This is a genomic window from Methylophaga sp. F-2, assembly GCF_056859315.1.
In genome coordinates, this window is the sequence record NZ_JBSXOF010000019.1 from 542,214 (window position 1) to 560,880 (window position 18,667).

An 18,667-nucleotide genomic window follows, 5' to 3' on the forward strand; every position below is an offset into this window, starting at 1 on the left:
TGTCATCATTGGGTTGTCAACATGGATATCGTTTACATTTTATTGTTAGTTCTATTGCATGCAGGTCCAGCGGCTTATAGTGTTTTTCATATTTTGCTTTACAAACGTGACAGCCGAGCCGCACTTGGCTGGATAATGTCTTGCTTGTTTATTCCCTATGGTGGTCCCATCGCTTATTTTTTCTTTGGTGTGAACCGGGTTCGCAGCCGTGCCACCAGTATCAAGCGTCGTTTATTCAAAATTCCGTTTGAGTCAGGTTATGCCAAACGTTCAATACGACATATTAACGGCTACGGACTGGATAGCATTGGCGAAAGAATCACCGGTACAAAGCTCAGTGCCGGTAATGATGTCAGCATTTTTCATAATGGTGATAAAGCCTACCCTGTTATGATTGAGGCCATCAACTCAGCTCAACAACGTATTCTGTTAACCACCTATATTCTCAAAACCGATAAAACAGGTACCGAATTTATTGACGCACTTTCTGCTGCCGTCAAACGTGGTGTTGAAGTCAAAGTGATCATTGATGGCATTGGAGAGTGGTATTCCTGGCAAAAACCGTCAAAGCGTTTAAAAGCGTTGGGCATAGAAGTCGCGAAATTCACACCCCCTCGTCTTCTGCCCCCCAATATCTATATCAATATGCGTAATCACCGCAAACTGATGATTATTGACAACACTATCGCGTTTGCCGGTGGCATGAATATTAGTGATGATCATCGTCAACTGGCGCTGCAACCCAGACGTATCACCGATATTCACTTTAGTTTTAAAGGTCCCGTTGTAAAAGATTTAATTCGTATTTTTTATGATGACTGGTTAATTGCCAGTGAAACAAAAATGGATTGCCTGTTCCCGACACCGGATCCTCAGCCAAACAGCTACCACTGTCGCGTGATTCCGGAAGATCCTGATGAAGCGATGGATGCCTTATCGTTAACGATTCAGAGCGTAATTTCAGCGGCAAAAAACACCGTGGATATTATGACGCCCTACTTTATCCCCAGCCGCGAAATCATCGCATCATTACAATCAGCATCGATGCGTGGTGTTCGGGTTCGCATCGTGTTGCCTGCAAAAAATAATCTCATCTATATTCACTGGGCTAACCGAAATATGCTGACTGAGCTATTGTTGTGGAATGTAGAGGTCTTTTATCAACCGGCGCCGTTCTGTCATAGCAAACTGCTATGTGTCGATGACCACTATTCTCTGGTGGGCTCGGCTAATCTGGATCCTCGCAGTCTGCGGCTAAACTACGAATTAGGCATTGAGATTTTCTCGCACACCTTAAATAAAGAATTAAGCCAACACTTTGATAACATCATTGCGAAAAGTGAAGCGGTCAGTGATCAAGATCTGGCAAACCGTAGCGTGCCTGTTAGACTACGCGACTCATTTATGAGCTTGTTATCCCCTTATTTGTAAACGATAACCTAGTGCAACCGTCTGGAGAACCCAATGATTACCTCATTTATTTTAATTCAAACTGAACGTACGAAAATTACCCAAGTTGCTGAAACACTGGCGGATGTGGATGGTATCAGTGAAGTGTATTCTGTCAGCGGCAATTACGACCTGGTCGCCATTGCCCGGGTTAAGGATAATGATGAACTGGCCACCTTAGTCACCAACAAAATTGTCGATATCGAAGCGATTACGAAAACTGAGACCATGTTGGCTTTTCGCGTTTATAGCAAACATGATCTCGACTCAATGTTTTCAATCGGACTCTAGGTTACTTCGCTGACATTGAACCTGTGACGGCAGGCTCAGTGTCAGCTTTATTATTTTTCACGATCACCGTACAAGTCATACCCGCAGCCAGCAGCGTCTGTTCGGGAACATCATCTAAAGCGATACGCACCGGTATACGTTGCTCCAGACGAACCCAGTTGAAAGTGGGATTCACATCCGCTACCAGATCACGACTCTCCGGATTGTCACTGTCATAAATGCCTCTGGCAATACTCTCAACATGACCACTGAGTATTACCCCATTCATCAGTTCAATATCGACGGGATCATTCACTTTGAGTAAAGCCAGTTTTGTCTCTTCAAAATAGCCGTATACCCAGAAAGAATGTTTGTCGATTAATGCCATCATCGCCTGTCCTGTGTGGGCATAATCACCTACGTAGACATTTAAGTTTGTTATATAACCATCTGTTTTTGCATAAACTTTCGTTCTTTCCAAATCCAGTTTAGCCGCATTTAACTTCGCCACTGCCGAATGGTAATCGGCTAGTGCTGCCGAGGATTGGTGATCCGCATCAATCTTACTTTCACGGGAAACCGTGCGTTTATCCATGGCCTGACGGCGTTTGGCCTGGGCCTGATACATTTCCAGAAGTGTTTTTTTGTTTGCAACCACTGCTTCTGCATTTTTGACAGCTAAGGCATAACGCTCCGCATCTACTGCCATCAGCAAATCCCCTTTTTTCACTTCCTGATTATCTTTGACAGCCACTTCAGTAACGATACCTGACACGTCTGGTGCGACATTAATAATCTCGGCACGCACACGCCCGTCACGTGTCCAGGGTGAATGCATATACTTCTGCCATAAGCTGTAGGCCAGAAAACTGGCGGCCAGAAAAAAACATAAGGTGACAAGATAACTTATAAACTTCTTCATGCTATTGATAGACCATAAAAGCAGTGAAACAAAATAAACAGACAAACACACTCAGTTTAAACAGTGCCGGATGCCAGACATAACGGTAGACACCTAAACGGGCAAACAGCATATCCAATAACCACATCAGCATTAAACTCAAAACAAACAGGCCAGTGATGGCAGGAAAGATCACACCAGAGATACTCCACTCACGCATCACATCCATCATGACTTCACTCCAGCAGGTAAAGGCTCAGCAAACAGGTAGTTATCAAGCAAGACGTTTCTAATAAAGTGCAGATAGCTCAATATCTGTTTAGGAATAGATTCATCAAAATGCACAATGTCTGAGGTATATGGCTGCAACCAGGCCATCATTTTCTCCAGATGCCCTAAAGCACTTATCCTGTGATTAGCAGTAGGTCTTTCAAACACCGTTATCAACGCTTTATTTAATCCCTGTTTATACCATTTCCAATCGTCATTCAGCCCACCTGATGATGAAAGTCGTTGTTCAACATCATCGATCTCCATCAATGCATGGCCGACTATCTGCACTGAGAAGCAGGTTTTTAATAATGTTTTATATTGTTGTGGTGAGTCACCGGCAAAGCCATAGGACTGACTTAATAAGTCCCGTGTCTGGCTCTCAAATTGATGGCGACGTTGAGAACGCTGACGGTTGAATAAAGCCATTATTTGATGACGCATTTCCTTATTCAGTCGTTGCCAGACGAAACGATTATCAGCAGGAATAATAACGGTCAAAATCACAGCCACCATACTCTGAGCCAGTATCAAGGCAATATAGTTATTTAAGGTCGCCGCTGTATCGTAAACCGCTTGGTTGAGCGGAATAGCACCTAAACAAAAGAAGATAAGCAGGCCCATGCCATAACCGGTATATTTTGGTTTAGTGGAAAGATAAAGTCCCACTATCAAGGGAACAGCAAGAGCAAAACACAACAAAGCAAAACCATCTAAATGCGGTAGCAGAAGCAAATTAATAAGTGTGCCACTCAGCGCTGCCAATATGGTTCCCAGGGTGATCTGTTTGGCTGATCTGGCCGGGTTTGGTGTTGTGGTCACAATGGCAGAAATCGCAATGGCGACCATCGCGAATGTACTACCACTTGGCCAGGCAGTTTCAATCCAAAATGTGCCAAATAACAAAACGATAAGACTGGTTCTTAATCCAGTTATCAGTGCACCAACAGGGTTCATTTTTGTACTGAATGTCACACGCTGTCGTTCGTAATGATGTTGATCAGCCGCCAGCGTGGACTGTGTTTCACAATACAATCGCATTTCATCAAACAAACGAAAAATTAACTCACAGGCCGTGTCAAAATCCCGCTGATCTGCTTCACTGATATGACCAGGAAGAAACTGTCGCTCTTCACGAATTTTCTGTCTCAGTTGTGCTTGACGGGAAAAAATTTCATTTGCCAGATCAGCAGCCTGTTGCGACGTCAACGTGGCATGACGAACAGGCAGCAATGTCTGTTTGATCGTCTTTAAACAGCGTTCAATAGCCACCATTACCGACGTTGGTGCATCCTGTCTGATACGATTCAAAAGCATATGCAAGCCCGCATAACGGGTCGTTAACTGCATAAACTCCTGGTTTAAACGCGCCAACCGTTGTTTACGTAACTTGGTAGAATAATCTTCTATACTACTGACATACCTAAGATTTTCCAAACCTACAGACTGCGTTGCAAACAGCATCATTTTGTTTTCATACACTGCCTGCTGATCGGGGTTTTCCAGACTGGTAACCATAAAATCAGCAAAGTCACCAAAACGCTGGCTGACCGCTTTTTGAATTGCCTGACCCGATGTTTGTGGAAATAGGGTGGCACTGATCACCGTGGCAATGAATATACCAAGGCTAATTTCCAGTACTCGCCATACGGCTAACATAAAGGCCATATCAGGGCTTTGTATGGCCGGAATACCAATCAATGTGGCTGTATAGCCCGCCAGCACAAAAGCATAGGAACGATAATCCCGAAATGCCATTGCCCCAGCAGCACAAAGACCAATCCACACAGCTACAGCTAACAGAAACAACACACGCTCCTGAGCGACTAATGCAACCAGAATGAGCATCACTACACAACCAATCAAAGTGCCTAGAAAGCGAAATAATCCCTTGACCAGCACCTGCCCGCTCTGTGGCTGCATGACAATAACCACCGTGATACAGGCCACGGCAGGTTGTGGTAACTCCAGTCGCATGGCAAGCCATAAAGTCAGAAATAAAGCGACCAGACCCTGAATAATAAAATTCCAGGTCAGTCCATCTTCATTTAACCACTGTTTTGTTGCCTGTTTTAGCGTCAACACGCTGCTGGAAGCCATTAAGGTTTTTCCTGATACCGAAGTGCAGCTTGTTTTGGACCATCATCCTCTGTGGTCAGCCCTCCGCCTAATGCAATAATGAGGTCAGCCCGATATTGCAGCACCTGTGCATTTATTTGTTGAGAAAAAAGCTGTTGCTGTAACCAGGCCAGTCTGGCATCCAGTACGGGTAAATAATCCGTCAGCCCCACTTCATAGGCGTCATTTGCATGTAGATATGCCTGATGTGATGCCTTAATAGCAGAGGCCAGTGTTGCTGATTGTGTCAGCGAACTTTTCAATGAGACGGCGCTATCTGCAATTTGCTGCATCGCCTCAGTTAAGGTTTTTTTGTACAGGGCCACTGTCATATCATAACTGGCCGTTGCTTCAGATAACTCACCTCTAATTCTGCCTGCATCAAAAATCGGCAGAGAGATGGCTGGTCCTGCATCGTAGGTCAGTTTGTCGTGACTAAAAACACTTAATACGCTTCCGTTAACAGCCATGAAACCGATAGCAGCGGAAAGATTAATATTCGGATAAAAAGCAGTATGAGCAATATCAATATGTTTATTTGCACTGAACACTAACCAGCGGCTTGCCACCACATCCGGCCTATGCCCAAGTAATTCAGCTGGTATATGACTGGGTAAAGACACCTCGTCTGTTCTCTTTAAGTGTGGTGGTTTTAGACTGTCAGCAAACGCTGGACCTTTACCTAATAAAGCCGCAATTGCATGTTTGGCTATCACAATATGATCCTTAACTGCTTCAAGTTTTGCCTCAGTGTCAGCAAGCTGCGTTTCAGCCTGATGTACCGCAACTTCCGTATTCAAGCCCATTTTCAGCTGTGCTTTTATCACATCAAGCTTCTCTTGATAGGTGTTCACAGCCTGCTGAGCCAGTTCCAGCTCATCGTGATTCAGTGACAGTTGAATATATGAAGACATTAATGCGGATTCGATATTCAGCTTCGCTATCTGGCTTTTTGCTGTTTGCTTTTTAATCTCACTTAATGCCACTTCACTTTGCAGTGAGTTTTTATTCCAAATATCAGGATCATAGTGGAGGCTGAGTAAGCCTGTATTATTCCAACTGGTGGTACCGCCCAACTCGCCCGGGCCGTAGAAATAATCCGTCGGCCAACGTTTACGGTTAATTTGAGCTTCAGCATCCATTGTTGGCGATAAAGCAGCATCGGTCTGTGCCGCTAATGACGTAGCCAGCCGAATCCTTGCCTGTGATTCCTGCACCGATGGGCTTTGGCTGACGGCAAGCTGCATTAACTGATTAAGTTGTTCATCCTGAAAACATTGCCACCACTGATCTGTCGGCCACGCCGCATCTTCTTGTATTTCTTGCACATGTTCGCTTAATTGGAAGGTGTTATCTACCGGCACATCACTCTGCGGCACAATACCCTCAGAGCTGATGCAAGCAGACAAAAGTAGCAACATCGTGTAAGGAAAAAGAAGAAATAACGTTTTCACTATCGACTCAAAATACGCTTTAAATGACAAATGGTTGGCTATTTTATTTCTTATCAAACTACCAATAAACAGTATTTAATGTTAATAATTGTTACAAAATTCGTAACAATAGGTGATAAATGGATACCATTGAATCAATGAAAATCTTTTTACAGGTAAATGAAAGCGGCAGTTTTACTAAGGCAGCAGAAAGATTGGAAACCAGCTCAGCTAATGTGTCACGTGCTATATCGGCCTTAGAACAGCACCTTAGCACTCGTTTATTACACAGAACTACGCGTCGAATCGCATTAACTGAAGCCGGCCAACGCTACCTACTGCGATGTGAACAGATATTAGCGAATGTGGAAGAAGCTGAAGCGGAAGCACGGGATGCTCAGATGAATCCGGTTGGACGACTTAGACTTCATGCAATGCCAGCATTGGCAAACAAATATCTTGTTAGAGCCGTTAGCGCCTATAGAGAGCTTTATCCGGCTGTTTCCTTTGATATCACACTGGCAAACCGTATTCCTGAGTTGATTGAGGAAGGTATTGATGTCTCGATCATCATGGCGCCACAACTGCCTGACTCCAGCCTGATAGCAAAAGTGATTGGTCAGACCTACAGCATATTGTGTGCCTCCCCAGCGTATTTAGCCGAGCACGGCATGCCTACAAACCCGGCTGACTTAGAGCAACATCAGGGTATAAAAATGGCTTCTAGCGTGCTGCCATTAGATTACTGGGAACTAACCTCAGCCATTGGCGACGCCAGCGTTGATATTAAAAATTCGCCCTTTCAAGTCAATGTAGGCAGCACCGTCAAACAAGCGATTATGCATGGTATGGGAATAGGGATGATTCCTATATTCAGTGTCGTTGATGAGTTGGCATCAGGTTCATTGATACGGGTATTACCTGACTATCGAGGCACGTTATTTAATGTCTATGCTCTCTACCCATCGCGGGCTTATCTGGATGCAAAAACCAGTAGTTGGGTCGATTTTTTAAGTCTTCACTTGCCCGATGAGCTCGCCAGGGATTCTGAACGTCTGACAGAATGAAAAGACGGCTCCAGTTTGAAACCGTCCTCACTCAAATTTATGCTGCTTTCAATAAGCTCGATTTCAGTTGCTGACACCACTGATTGAGTCGACTTTCCGTCAGTTCTGGCTGACAGTCTTCATCCAAAGCTAAGCCAACAAAAAACTGCTTATCAGCCGTCAAGGCTTTTGAGGCATCAAACTCATACCCCTCCACAGGCCAGTGACCAATAACTTTAGCCCCTCTAGCCAGCACTTTATCGTGCAACATACCCATTGCGTCCTGAAACCACTCGGCGTAGGCAAATTGATCACCCATTCCGAGAAAGGCCACGGTTTTACTGGAGAAGTCGACTTCATCAATCTCGTCCCAGACATCCTGCCAGTCTGCCTGCACCTCACCATAATCCCAGGTCGGGATAGCAAAGATGATATTGTCAAAAAACTCCAGCGCCGCCAGTCCGACATCTTTTACATCAAATAGCTCAACCTGATCTTCACCCAGGATTTTGGCTATTTTTACTGCTGCGTCTGAGGTATTACCTGTGGTTGAACCATAAATAACTGCAATCATTACTCACCTATTTGCATTTAATTAACATATGCAAATGATATTCATTATTATTTAATAATTCAACTGACAATGTCACACTGGCAAGGTGAATGCTTCACAAGGCCTATAATTGTGGACTTGTTTTTCCCGCATTACGTTTATCAAGCGCTTCCTGCTTTAACTCGCCTACCCACTCCATAGCAGCCTCATACGCCTCAACCCAACCTGGCACATCAACCATCGTTGCTGTGATATTGGTAGCGGGTTGATCATCGATTGTGCCAAATTGAAAGCTCATCCAGCTTGCACACTCATCCAGACTTTTTACTTCAGGGTTTCTGAAATCATTCACTTGATAACGGCTACCCTCTTTGTTGAATACCAGTCCCATAATGGTGTCTGCATTCAATGTCCGTGGTGGGGTGATTTGTGAACTGGATGCGCCCAAACAATTGAGTTTGCCCTGCGGAAAAATCCAGTCCAGTGGTCCGGCATTATCAAAGGGCTGACCATATTGCTCAATAAGTGATTGACGATAATCAGCGACCGTAACGGGATCAACATGGTTTTCAGAGACACGATAAATGGCAACTAAACGACCTGCTTTTGGTAAGGGCGTAAATATCAACTTAAAGCTATCTGCACGACGCTGACCTTGCTCGGTTTCCTCAATATTGGCAGATAAGCTATGAATAAAACTTGGCGTTTTATATGTCTTCACGCCATCACTGTAGGTGTAATACTGCTTTTCTTCTTCAATCGCACTGGCATTGACACCGTAATTGAGCAGAGCACTTTTTGCATCATCAAGCGTCATGCCAAGCTGTAAGCCGGCCATATCGACATCATCTGCCAATGCAGAACAGCTAAACAATATAGCTGCAAAATACGGGATGAAGGTTTTCATATTCTTTTCCTCTATGGGATCTATAAGACTGGGCTGACGATATAAAGCAATTTATTGTTAAACACAATATCCCTTGTATCATAACCCTGTTATAGGCATAAAACGTTACAGTGATGAAGCGGATTATTGTGCCTGATACAAACCTTCAAATTCACTCATGGTGAAGACAGCCATGATATTGTGCTCATCATCGAGATTTCCATACTTTGGCCCTTCTGTGCCACGTATGCTGAATAAAACACACGTATTCTCATCGCCACCACACGTTCTGTTCGGCTCAGGCTAGCTAATCATATATGCACACAATGTAGACTCTGTACCACATAAGTATGGCTAACCGCACAGTGGCTATGTAACACAGTAGGATCGTTGGCTTTGTAAAGTCGGTACTTTTACCCACAATAAACATCAGGGCTGCCATCACAACCCTGATTTTATTTTTATCTAGTTTTTACGATGATGTACCAGCAGATATAAAGCCGGTAACACGATTAGGGTAAGTAAGGTGGATGACACAATACCGCCTATCACTACCGTTGCTAATGGTCGTTGTATCTCTGCACCGGTACCCGTATTCAGTGCCATAGGAACAAAACCAAGACTAGCAACTAAAGCAGTCATCATGACCGGACGCAATCGTAACATCCCCCCCTCCACAATCGCTTTATAGAGATCGCCGTTTTGGTGCCAATGATCACGAATAAATGACAACATCACCAAACCATTTAATACCGCAATACCGGACAGGGCAATAAAACCGACAGCCGCTGAAATCGATAGAGGCATACCCCTTAACAATAAAGCCACAATGCCACCGGTTAAGGCCAACGGTACTCCGGTGAAGATAATAGCGGCATCCTTAACAGAACCCAGCATGGTCACCAATAACAATAAAATGCCAAATAAGGTGACAGGTACTACGATAGCCAGCCGTTGACTGGCTGAGGCTAGCTGTTCAAAGGTACCACCAAACTCCAGCCAATAACCATCAGGTAATGTCAGTTGCTGACCAAGTTTTTGCTGAGCTTCCTGCACAAAAGACCCCAGATCACGATCTCTGACATTGGCTGTGACCACAACACGACGTTTCGCATTTTCACGCGAGATTTGGCTTGGCACATCAACAAGTTTAATGGTTGCTATCTCCGATAACGGCACATAACTACCAGAAGGCAAAGACACGGGTAACTCAGAGAGTGCCGCCATATCCTGTCGGCGTTCATCAGCTAATCGAATAACCAGTTTAAAGCGTCGATCACCTTCATAGATTAACCCCGCATCCTGACCACCAATCGCTGTGGACAGCATAGTCTGCAAGTCATCCACACTGAGGCCATAACGCGATAGCGCCAAGCGTTTGGGTTCTACTGAGACCATCGGTAAACCACTGACTTGTTCCAGTCTGGCATCCGCTTGGCCTGGTATCTCTTTGATAATAGTTAAAATCGATTGTGCTGATTGTTTAAGCTGTTCCAGATCATCACCAAACACTTTTATGGCCACATCCGCCCTGACACCTGAGATCAACTCGTTAAAACGCATCTCAATGGGTTGGGTGAATTCATAGTTATTGCCAGGCAAGTCCTTCACAGCTGTCTCGATTTGCTTTATAAGCGCTGACTTTGGCAATGCCGGATTAGGCCAGTCTTTTCTTGGCTTTAATATTAGAAAGGTATCAGCCACATTCGGTGGCATAGGGTCGGTCGCTACTTCAGGCGTACCGATTTTGGCGTAGACCTTATCCACCTGTGGAAACTGTTTCAGCCGTTGTTCCAGTACTTCCTGCATGTCTATCGATTGCTGCAGACTGGTACCGGTGGTACGTAAGGCATGTAAGGCAATATCGCCTTCATTGAGCTGAGGAATAAACTCTGTACCCATTTTTGATGCCAACATGAGTGAACAGGCCACCAACACAAACGCAGCAACTATCACCAACCAACGTAACTTCAGACTCCATATCAACAGCGGCCGGTAAATCGATTTGCTGGCAGAAATAATCAGACTTTCACTTTCTTTGACTTTGCCTTTCATAAACACAGCCACAGCGGCAGGCACAATGGTCAGAGACATCATCATTGCTGCCAGCAAAGCCAGTACGACTGTCGCTGCCATGGGTTCAAACATCTTGCCTTCCACCCCAGTCAAAGTGAATAAAGGGATGTAAACCAGTGTGATAATCAACATGCCAAATAAGCTGGGTCGAATTACTTCATTGGTCGCATCAAACACAACCGTCAGCCGTTCATTTAATGGTAAAACTGCATCACGACCAGACTGAGCCAGTGATAAACGCCGCACACTGTTTTCCACAATAATCACTGCACCATCGACAATCAGGCCAAAATCCAGTGCGCCCAGACTCATCAGGTTGGCAGAAATACCAGCCTGAACCATGCCAGTTATGGTTGCCAACATGGCAAGTGGAATCACGGCGGCAGTGATAAATGCAGCGCGAATGTTACCCAGTAATAAAAACAACACCACAATGACCAATAATGCGCCTTCCAATAAATTTTTCTGAACGGTGGCAATCGCTTTATCGACTAGTGTAGTTCTGTCATATACCGCTTCGGCAATAACGCCGTCAGGTAGCGTCAACTGAATCTGGTTTAACTCAGCAGCAACCCGTTTGGCGACCTCACGTGAGTTCTCCCCTATCAGCATCATCGCCGTGCCCATCACCGTTTCCTGACCATTCTGGGTAGCAGCGCCGGTTCTTAGCGTTTTACCGATTGCTACATCAGCAATATCCATAATCTTGATTGGCGTGCCTGACATCTGCTTCACCACGACCTGCTCGATATCATCGATGGTTTGTAACTGTCCTGGAGAACGCACCAGTAATTGCTGTCCATAACGCTCGATATAACCGGCACCACGATTACTATTGTTTGCTTTTAATGCGTGATGGATGTCGCCAAAGCTGATACCAAACTCCAGCATTTTTTGTGGATCAGGTTGGATATGGTATTGCTTAGCATAGCCGCCTATCGTATTGACCTCGGTAATCCCTGGTACACGCGTTAACCGGGGCTGAATAATCCAGTCCTGTATTTCACGTAACGCCGTCATATCATAGGGTTGACCATTGGCTTGTCGGGCTTTTGGTTGAGCAGAAACGGTATAAACAAAAATCTCACCCAATCCGGAGGCAATCGGCCCCATTTCGGGCTCCAAGCCATCAGGCAGTTCACTTTTGATACTAGCCAGACGGTTATTTAGCAGATTTCGGGCGAAATATAAATCCGTCCCCTCTTTAAATACGACGGTGACCTGCGATAGACCATAACGAGAAATCGATCGTGTATACGACAACTGAGGAATACCCGCCAGCGCACGCTCAACGGGGTAGGTAATACGCTGCTCGGTTTCTAACGGCGAATACCCCTCAGCTTTGGTATTAATCTGTACCTGCACATTGGTGATATCCGGTACCGCATCAATAGGTAAATGCTGGTAACTCCAAGCACCAGCTGCCATTAGTAAGATAATTAATGACAATATAAGACCACGTCGCTCAATAGAGAAACGTAAAATTGAAGCAATCATAACGTCTCCTTGAGTTTAGTGACTGTGCTCAGCGCCGTCTTTTTCAAGATCGGCTTTTATCAGATAACTGTTTTCAGTCACTATTTCTTGACCCGCATTCAAACCTTCCAGCACTTCGGCATACTGATTGTCCTGAATCCCCAGCGCTACTGGGAGTGGTTTATAAACGTCCCCTTCTTTAATGAAAACAACGGTTTTATTTTCATATTGCTGCAAAGCGGATAGCGGTACCCTTAGATTCACTTCACGTTTATCAATGAGGACTTGAGCACCGACCAGCAAGCCCGGAAACCAGTTGTCATCAGGATTTTTGAATTTCACCCTGGCAATTCTGAATGGCTCGCCACTGGTATTGGGCAAAAGCTGGGAAATGACAGAACGGGTTTGCATATCATCACTCTGTAAAACAACCGTCTGCTTTGAGTTAATCAGACTCGCCTGAGAAGGAAACACTTTGAGCTCAGCCCATAAAGTAGACGTATCAGTAATGGTAAACAGCGTCTGCTCAGAAACGACTTCACCGGCATTGGCATGTTTTGCTATTACGCTGCCAGACAATGGTGCGGTGACATTATAGGTTTGCAAGCTGCTATTGGATTCTACACTGGCTAATACCTGACCTTTTTTCACCGTATCCCCATACTCAACATACACACGGGTGATACGTCCGGCAAAGCGTGCAGTCACATGGCTGGTATGCTCAGGCGACAAAGTCACATCACCATATAAGGTGATTGTTTTACTGATATCACCGCCACTGACAACAGCCGTAGTGATGGCGTTTAATGCTGCCGTATCCTCGGAGATGTGTGCTGCTTCCTCCTCATGATTTTCGTCATGTTCGTGGCTATGCTCATCGGCAAAAACAGGCTTAACTGAGATCAGCATCAAGATAAAAAATACGATTAACATGAGAAAATCAGCAAGGCTTATATATCGCTTATTCATGGCTGTTACCCTCATTATTTTGTTCGATTAACAAAGGCTCTGCTGTGAGTTGTTCAATTTCTGCCGCCAGTAATAAGGCATCCGCTGACGCCTCTATAAGAGCACGCTTGGCATTAAGCAACTCTTGTCTTGCGGTGAGGAAATCGAGATAGCTATACAGGCCTCGCTGGTAAGCTGTTTTGGTCTGAGTTAAGGCATCGGTCAGTTGTGGAATGATGGATTGCTGCAAGGTCGTGGCTGCATTAATCGCCTGTTCTCTTGCGCTATAAGCCTGATACAGTTGGGTATGTATACGCAGCAGAAAGTCTTGTTGGCGATAGCTTATTTCATTTCTTGCTGCCAGAGCTGATTTCACCGCTGACTCAGCACGTTTTTCTGCAAATAACGGGACAGAAAAGCCGGCCACCAGGGCTGATTCATCAATATCGGCATTGCGTCGAATACCAACAGACCAATCAATATCAGCGTGTTGTTGGGTTTTTGCCAACCGGATTTCCGATTCCTTTAAGCGTGTTTCAGCAGCAAAAAATTCCAACGAGGGATTATTCTTGACCATCTCAAACAGTGACTCAAATGAGCGACTGCTACCGTAATCAAACAAAGAACCGGAAACCTGATTAAAGTCTGGCTGCATCTGTCCCCATAAATTAGCCAATGCCATTTTGTGAGCATGCATGCGTTGCTCGACGCGCTTAACATTTAACCTGGCCTGCTCAACCGCAGCCACCGCTCGGGCATAATCGGCCTTAGGGGCAATCGCTGCCCTGACACGTTTATTCACTTCGTCAGCCGTGGCTTGAGCAAGTGATACTTCTTCTTCAGCAAGCTGTATGCGCTGTTTATCGATCAATAACTGAATATAGTTTTTGGTGACCGTACTCAGTAAATCAAGCGAAGCAATCTGTTTTTTTATCTTGCTGAGAGCCAGTTGTTGATCAACCACATTGACCCTGGCTTGTTTTTTTCCGCCAAGCTCCAGTACAGAAGATAAAGACACCGTCAGCTCTGCTGATTTAGTGCCACTTAGCTGACCTGTACCAGCGACGTTTTCTAGTTCAGCCCCTATACGATAGGCTGGTGATAGCTGGGCTGTTTCACGCTCAGCCTGCAGGCCTTGTTCACGAATTGGAAAGACGTTAAGTGAAGGATTTTGATTTAAGGTTTTTTTAATTGCTTCAGCTAATGTCAATGTAGCATTTGTTGCGGCATGGGCCTGAAACGACACCATCAACAGACTGAAAGCACAATAAAGGCACACACGCAGTAAAGGCGTTTGCCCATTTGTATAAATGAGTTTCATTATATGAATCCTGAAATAAATACTCTTTCATCACGAATACGTGATGAGCTAAGGTGTTAAATCAGGATCAGGCTTTTGGAGGGCGATACATCGAGCTGATGGAGCCCGATATGGGTGTGTATTGGTAGCGACTGAAAAAAGCGTCTTTGAATGAAGACACGGATAAGTTCACCATATGTGGCACAGCAACAAAGTGTACACAGTGGCTATGACCACATTGATGATGGTCGGCATCGATATGCACAGAATCCGGACTATCGTCGGCAATGGGATCGATAAGACTATGATTATCTTGTTCGTCAAAAATAATATGATGCACATCAGCAGCGACAATGCTGGACTGCAGCACCATCATCATAATTAAGCTGTATAAAAAACTCTGATGTTCATCATGACTGCTAGGATAACTGAAAGCCGGGTTCAGATGAAACAAATTTAATGAATTAAACGCTGAACAATGTGATGAAGGATAAGATGATGAAATTAAATATCCTGCTTGGATTTTTTCTTTTACTAATGAACGGTGCAGTGTTATCAGCAGACAATTCCATCAAGATGATTCGTGATCTGTCTTATGGTGACTCACCACTTCAAACCATGGATATCTATTTACCTGCCAATGCTGACAAGGCGCCCATTTTATTTTTAATTCATGGTGGAGCCTGGCAGTTTTGGGATAAACGTGCCACCGGGTTAATCAAAAACAAAATCGATCGCTGGCTCAAACAAGGATTTATTATTGTTTCGGCCAATTACCGTCTAGTCCCTGAAGTAGACCCAGTGACACAGGCCCAGGATCTTGCTTTGGCATTAAAAACAGTACAACAACAGGCCAGCGCATGGGGTGGTGATGCGGATAAATGTATCTTGCTGGGTCATTCCGCTGGCGCGCATTTGCTCGCTTTACTGACAACCAACCAAGCCTTTAGTCAACAAAATTCACTTCGTCGCTGGTTAGGTAGTTTGATTATTGATAGTCAGGTGCTGGATTTGGTCTGGCTAATGCAACATAAGCATGTTGAGTTTTACGATAAAGCGTTTGGAGGACAGGCAGGCTACTGGCAAAAGGCGTCACCGATAAATTATGTGGATGCTAATGACCTGCCCATGCTTATTGTGTGTTCACTGCAGCGTCCCTATGCCTGTGATAATTCAGCACGCTTTGTTGATAAAGTGAATGATGCTGGCAGTAAAGCGGAATTGCTTAAGATGGATATGACCCACAATGAAACCTTAGAAGAAATCGGCAGGGACAATGCATATACCAAGAGCATCGAGAAATTTATGTCTGGGTTGGATCCTGTTGTGGCTGATCATCTAAGCCGACCTAATGATAAAAAATAGTAAACATCGCCGTCAGCTTTGACCACGATGTTTACCATTGGACGTATATCTATTTACCTTTGATTTTGAGATTTAATTCACGCTCAATCTCGTCTTCATCTGCTGCAAATAAAGCGACTTTCTGAATATCTTCAATCGTCATCGGTGTTTTTGGAGTCAGTGCTATCTTGAATTCATGGCGATCATCAACAAAGTCTTCAACCGCACTGTAAAACATTTTCTCAATAGCTTGATGGCTATATTCGATGTCCTTCTTCAGCTCATCAGTCAGCTGCTCTTCAAACTGTTTTTCGCTCATATTCATCTGCTTTGCCATATTCTCTATTAGCAGATCCGTTGTTTTACCTTTATCTTTTACCACCAGTTCAAAGTGATGAATGAGGGCTCGTTGCATGCCACCGAACATCAACACAACAGGATCGAGCGGCATATTTTCTATTTCCGCCTTCACTTCCATCCCTGCCACCTTGTTCAGTTCGGATTTTAACTTGATGTCGACAAATGGCAGTGAATTACCTTTTGCTGGTGAATAGTCATATTCCAGATAAAAATCCGTCGTCGGTTTGCCATCTGTTAAGGTGTTTATGGTCTGATAAACCACCTTCTCAGCTGGTTTAACACTATTCTCAGCTAAGAGTTTGAAATCGACTTCTGTTGCTATACCGCTTAAGGTTACTTCGAGCTGACTAGGTAATTTGGATGATTCCAGTGAGGATAATCCCACCTCACTATCGACTGTTACTGATTCAATACTCACCACATTAGCGGCATTATTGCCCGCTAAATTTTGCAGACCAGACATGTCTATCGTGACATTTTTTAATGTCACTGCATTTGAAAACAAAGAGGTTTGAAGTGCGCCATACTTCACCGGACTGGTGCCATCCATCATGGTTAGCTCGCTATCAATGCGTTCTTTCACAAACTCATGTTTGGCATGATCGGCGTAAAAATAGCCGGAGACAACGGCCAGCCCAACCAGGCCGCCAATAATAAGTTGTTTTTGTTTCATTAAAATCCTTGTGTGAGGTTTAATTTGTGGCTTATAACACTAGATATTTCACTGTAGCGCTTGGTAGCACAACAATAGAAATATCGGTGTGAAATCTCTGAATCGATTTGCTGCAGTAAGGGTAAAGCAGAACACGATGCGCGGTTTAGTAATTAATCCAGCGACATAGTAGTGGAACGATCATCAACATAAAATTGATATTGGTTACGACCTGCCGCTTTTGCTGCATACATGGCCTGATCGGCTTTTTTCAATAAATCTGAAATCTCATCAGCATCATTTGGATACTGCACGATACCGATACTTACCGATAAACGACAATCGATGCCATTAATTGGATATGGCACATTGAGTTTACTGATTAATCTGTCCATAAAACGTTTGAGATCTTTTTGTGGAAACTCACCGGACAGCAATATAATAAATTCATCACCGGCATAGCGAGCGATCAAGTCAGCATTACGACATGTTTTGGTTAAAACATCTGCAGCATGGCGCAATACCTCATCGCCAAAATCATGACCATAATTATCATTAAAGTCTTTAAAGTTATCCAAGTCGAGAAATAACAGGACTAAATTATCACGGGAAATAGACTCTTTGACCATCTCCATTTCATGGCAGAGTGATTTCAAAAATAAATCTCTATTAGCTAAGCCTGTTAGATTATCGTAGTTAGCCTGTTTCCAGATAAGCTGCTGTGCTTGCATATCGTGGGTAATATTTCTGGCAATAATAGAACCACCGATAACTGTGCCTGTTTGATCTTGCAAGGGTGAAACTGTCTCAGACACATTAATCACTAAACCATCTCTGTTTTTCCTGGTGGTTTTGTAGTGCTCAAGACTTTCGTGATGCTTAATTTTTCTGAGAATATGATCTGCCTGTTGATCGTCATCATCAAAAAGTAAAGATATTGACTTACCGAGAATATCACTCGCACTAAAACCAAAGATATGTTCAGCACCGTTGTTCCAGCTGGTAATTGTGCCGTCGAGCGAGACACTGTAAATGGCATCTTCAGATGATTCAACGATAGCTCGGTATTCATGGCTTAATCGAATAGCTTCAACTTGCTCGGTGATATCACGAGCAATTTTTGATGCTGCTACGATAGTACCCAGGGCATCAAACACTGGCGAAATGGTGACTGAAATATCAATCAACCGACCCGTTTTATGTTTTCTAACCGTCTGAAAATGTTCAACCACTTCACCACGTCTTAACTTTTCTAGTATCTCAGCCTCTTCACGAAGTTTATTTTCAGGAAAAATTTTGAGCATACTTTCGCCGATCATTTCATCAGCGGTATAACCAAAAATCCTCTCAGCCGCTGGATTCCAGCTCAATACAATGCCATCTAATGTTTTACAGATAATGGCATCAAAACTTGAATCAATGATGGACTGATAAATATTTTCCTTGAACAAGCTGATACTGTGATCTTGACGTTTTTGGTTCACGGGTATACATCCAATGTTATCTTTGCCCTATTCTATGACTTATTAGTATGTGATATCTATGCTTATCAGAATTATTGTTCTGTTTTTGTAGTCTTACAATG

At 44.1% G+C, this 18,667-nt stretch carries 16 protein-coding genes; 4 read left to right on the forward strand and 12 right to left on the reverse strand.

All coding sequences use genetic code 11. The features are described from left to right. Window positions 1–21: 21 nt before the first annotated feature. Together AC13DA_RS11930 and AC13DA_RS11935 are read left to right on the forward strand one after the other, a co-directional pair. The gene (locus AC13DA_RS11930) at window positions 22–1,431 is read left to right on the forward strand and encodes a phospholipase D-like domain-containing protein (RefSeq protein WP_284451940.1); all 1,410 of its coding nucleotides are present in this window, start codon (window positions 22–24) and stop codon (window positions 1,429–1,431) included. A 33-nt stretch (window positions 1,432–1,464) separates the two neighbouring features. Continuing rightward, window positions 1,465–1,740: an Lrp/AsnC family transcriptional regulator gene (locus tag AC13DA_RS11935; RefSeq protein WP_007145268.1), complete on the forward strand. Its 276-nt coding sequence runs from the start codon at window positions 1,465–1,467 to the stop codon at window positions 1,738–1,740. A 1-nt stretch (window position 1,741) separates the two neighbouring features. On the opposite strand, the gene AC13DA_RS11940 is transcribed toward AC13DA_RS11935, so the two are convergent. Genes AC13DA_RS11940 through AC13DA_RS11955 form a run of 4 tightly spaced genes read right to left on the reverse strand, consistent with a single transcriptional unit; the run spans window position 1,742 to window position 6,462 of the window. Next, a complete protein-coding gene (locus tag AC13DA_RS11940; protein WP_284451941.1) occupies window positions 1,742–2,641 on the reverse strand; it encodes an efflux RND transporter periplasmic adaptor subunit in 900 nt (299 codons plus the stop codon). 1 nt (window position 2,642) lies between these two features. After that, entirely contained in the window at window positions 2,643–2,852 is a 210-nt protein-coding gene (locus tag AC13DA_RS11945) for a DUF1656 domain-containing protein (protein ID WP_007145270.1), read from the reverse strand. Continuing rightward, on the reverse strand, window positions 2,849–4,990 hold the full coding sequence (locus AC13DA_RS11950; RefSeq protein WP_284451942.1) for an FUSC family protein: 2,142 nt from the start codon (window positions 4,988–4,990) through the stop codon (window positions 2,849–2,851). Before AC13DA_RS11950 ends, AC13DA_RS11945 begins: the two co-directional genes overlap by 4 nt. Continuing rightward, window positions 4,990–6,462 (reverse strand): efflux transporter outer membrane subunit, encoded by a 1,473-nt coding sequence (locus AC13DA_RS11955; protein WP_284451943.1) that lies wholly within the window; start codon window positions 6,460–6,462, stop codon window positions 4,990–4,992. Before AC13DA_RS11955 ends, AC13DA_RS11950 begins: the two co-directional genes overlap by 1 nt. A gap of 119 nt (window positions 6,463–6,581) precedes the next feature. Here AC13DA_RS11955 and AC13DA_RS11960 point away from each other — a divergent pair, with 119 nt between their 5' ends. Beyond that, complete coding sequence (locus AC13DA_RS11960; protein WP_273181503.1) at window positions 6,582–7,508, forward strand: LysR family transcriptional regulator; 927 nt, start codon at window positions 6,582–6,584, stop codon at window positions 7,506–7,508. 37 nt (window positions 7,509–7,545) lie between these two features. Here the strand turns inward: AC13DA_RS11960 and fldB are convergent, their stop codons facing one another. From fldB to AC13DA_RS11990, 6 genes are all read right to left on the reverse strand, one after another. Beyond that, on the reverse strand, window positions 7,546–8,061 hold the full coding sequence (fldB, locus tag AC13DA_RS11965; RefSeq protein WP_007145274.1) for a flavodoxin FldB: 516 nt from the start codon (window positions 8,059–8,061) through the stop codon (window positions 7,546–7,548). 103 nt (window positions 8,062–8,164) lie between these two features. Next, a complete protein-coding gene (locus AC13DA_RS11970; RefSeq protein ID WP_273181506.1) occupies window positions 8,165–8,947 on the reverse strand; it encodes a hypothetical protein in 783 nt (260 codons plus the stop codon). A 444-nt stretch (window positions 8,948–9,391) separates the two neighbouring features. Continuing rightward, window positions 9,392–12,499, reverse strand: coding sequence for an efflux RND transporter permease subunit (locus AC13DA_RS11975; RefSeq protein WP_273181508.1), 3,108 nt, complete (start codon window positions 12,497–12,499; stop codon window positions 9,392–9,394). Window positions 12,500–12,514: 15 nt separating this feature from the next. Next, window positions 12,515–13,447 carry an efflux RND transporter periplasmic adaptor subunit gene (locus AC13DA_RS11980; RefSeq protein ID WP_273181511.1) on the reverse strand — a complete coding sequence of 311 codons (933 nt, stop codon included), beginning with the start codon at window positions 13,445–13,447 and terminating at the stop codon, window positions 12,515–12,517. Next, window positions 13,440–14,747: a TolC family protein gene (locus tag AC13DA_RS11985; RefSeq protein ID WP_273181514.1), complete on the reverse strand. Its 1,308-nt coding sequence runs from the start codon at window positions 14,745–14,747 to the stop codon at window positions 13,440–13,442. The genes AC13DA_RS11980 and AC13DA_RS11985 overlap by 8 nt, the downstream gene beginning before the upstream one ends. 67 nt (window positions 14,748–14,814) lie before the next feature. Further along, on the reverse strand, window positions 14,815–15,105 hold the full coding sequence (locus AC13DA_RS11990) for a hypothetical protein (RefSeq protein WP_273181516.1): 291 nt from the start codon (window positions 15,103–15,105) through the stop codon (window positions 14,815–14,817). A gap of 119 nt (window positions 15,106–15,224) precedes the next feature. Here AC13DA_RS11990 and AC13DA_RS11995 point away from each other — a divergent pair, with 119 nt between their 5' ends. Then, window positions 15,225–16,091: a carboxylesterase family protein gene (locus tag AC13DA_RS11995; RefSeq protein WP_482945954.1), complete on the forward strand. Its 867-nt coding sequence runs from the start codon at window positions 15,225–15,227 to the stop codon at window positions 16,089–16,091. A gap of 49 nt (window positions 16,092–16,140) precedes the next feature. Here the strand turns inward: AC13DA_RS11995 and AC13DA_RS12000 are convergent, their stop codons facing one another. Together AC13DA_RS12000 and AC13DA_RS12005 are read right to left on the reverse strand one after the other, a co-directional pair. After that, complete coding sequence (locus AC13DA_RS12000; RefSeq protein ID WP_284451945.1) at window positions 16,141–17,103, reverse strand: hypothetical protein; 963 nt, start codon at window positions 17,101–17,103, stop codon at window positions 16,141–16,143. Window positions 17,104–17,255: 152 nt separating this feature from the next. Beyond that, on the reverse strand, window positions 17,256–18,566 hold the full coding sequence (locus AC13DA_RS12005; RefSeq protein WP_007145283.1) for a sensor domain-containing protein: 1,311 nt from the start codon (window positions 18,564–18,566) through the stop codon (window positions 17,256–17,258). Window positions 18,567–18,667: the final 101 nt, after the last annotated feature.

Coding starts and splice junctions, on each gene's coding strand:
- AC13DA_RS11930 (WP_284451940.1), top strand. CDS start 22: ATGGATATCGTTTACATTTTATTGTTAGTTCTATTGCATGCAGGTCCA.
- AC13DA_RS11935 (WP_007145268.1), top strand. CDS start 1,465: ATGATTACCTCATTTATTTTAATTCAAACTGAACGTACGAAAATTACC.
- AC13DA_RS11940 (WP_284451941.1), bottom strand. CDS start 2,641: ATGAAGAAGTTTATAAGTTATCTTGTCACCTTATGTTTTTTTCTGGCC.
- AC13DA_RS11945 (WP_007145270.1), bottom strand. CDS start 2,852: ATGATGGATGTGATGCGTGAGTGGAGTATCTCTGGTGTGATCTTTCCT.
- AC13DA_RS11950 (WP_284451942.1), bottom strand. CDS start 4,990: ATGGCTTCCAGCAGCGTGTTGACGCTAAAACAGGCAACAAAACAGTGG.
- AC13DA_RS11960 (WP_273181503.1), top strand. CDS start 6,582: ATGGATACCATTGAATCAATGAAAATCTTTTTACAGGTAAATGAAAGC.
- fldB (WP_007145274.1), bottom strand. CDS start 8,061: ATGATTGCAGTTATTTATGGTTCAACCACAGGTAATACCTCAGACGCA.
- AC13DA_RS11970 (WP_273181506.1), bottom strand. CDS start 8,947: ATGAAAACCTTCATCCCGTATTTTGCAGCTATATTGTTTAGCTGTTCT.
- AC13DA_RS11975 (WP_273181508.1), bottom strand. CDS start 12,499: ATGATTGCTTCAATTTTACGTTTCTCTATTGAGCGACGTGGTCTTATA.
- AC13DA_RS11980 (WP_273181511.1), bottom strand. CDS start 13,447: ATGAATAAGCGATATATAAGCCTTGCTGATTTTCTCATGTTAATCGTA.
- AC13DA_RS11985 (WP_273181514.1), bottom strand. CDS start 14,747: ATGAAACTCATTTATACAAATGGGCAAACGCCTTTACTGCGTGTGTGC.
- AC13DA_RS11990 (WP_273181516.1), bottom strand. CDS start 15,105: ATGATGATGGTGCTGCAGTCCAGCATTGTCGCTGCTGATGTGCATCAT.
- AC13DA_RS11995 (WP_482945954.1), top strand. CDS start 15,225: ATGAAATTAAATATCCTGCTTGGATTTTTTCTTTTACTAATGAACGGT.
- AC13DA_RS12000 (WP_284451945.1), bottom strand. CDS start 17,103: ATGAAACAAAAACAACTTATTATTGGCGGCCTGGTTGGGCTGGCCGTT.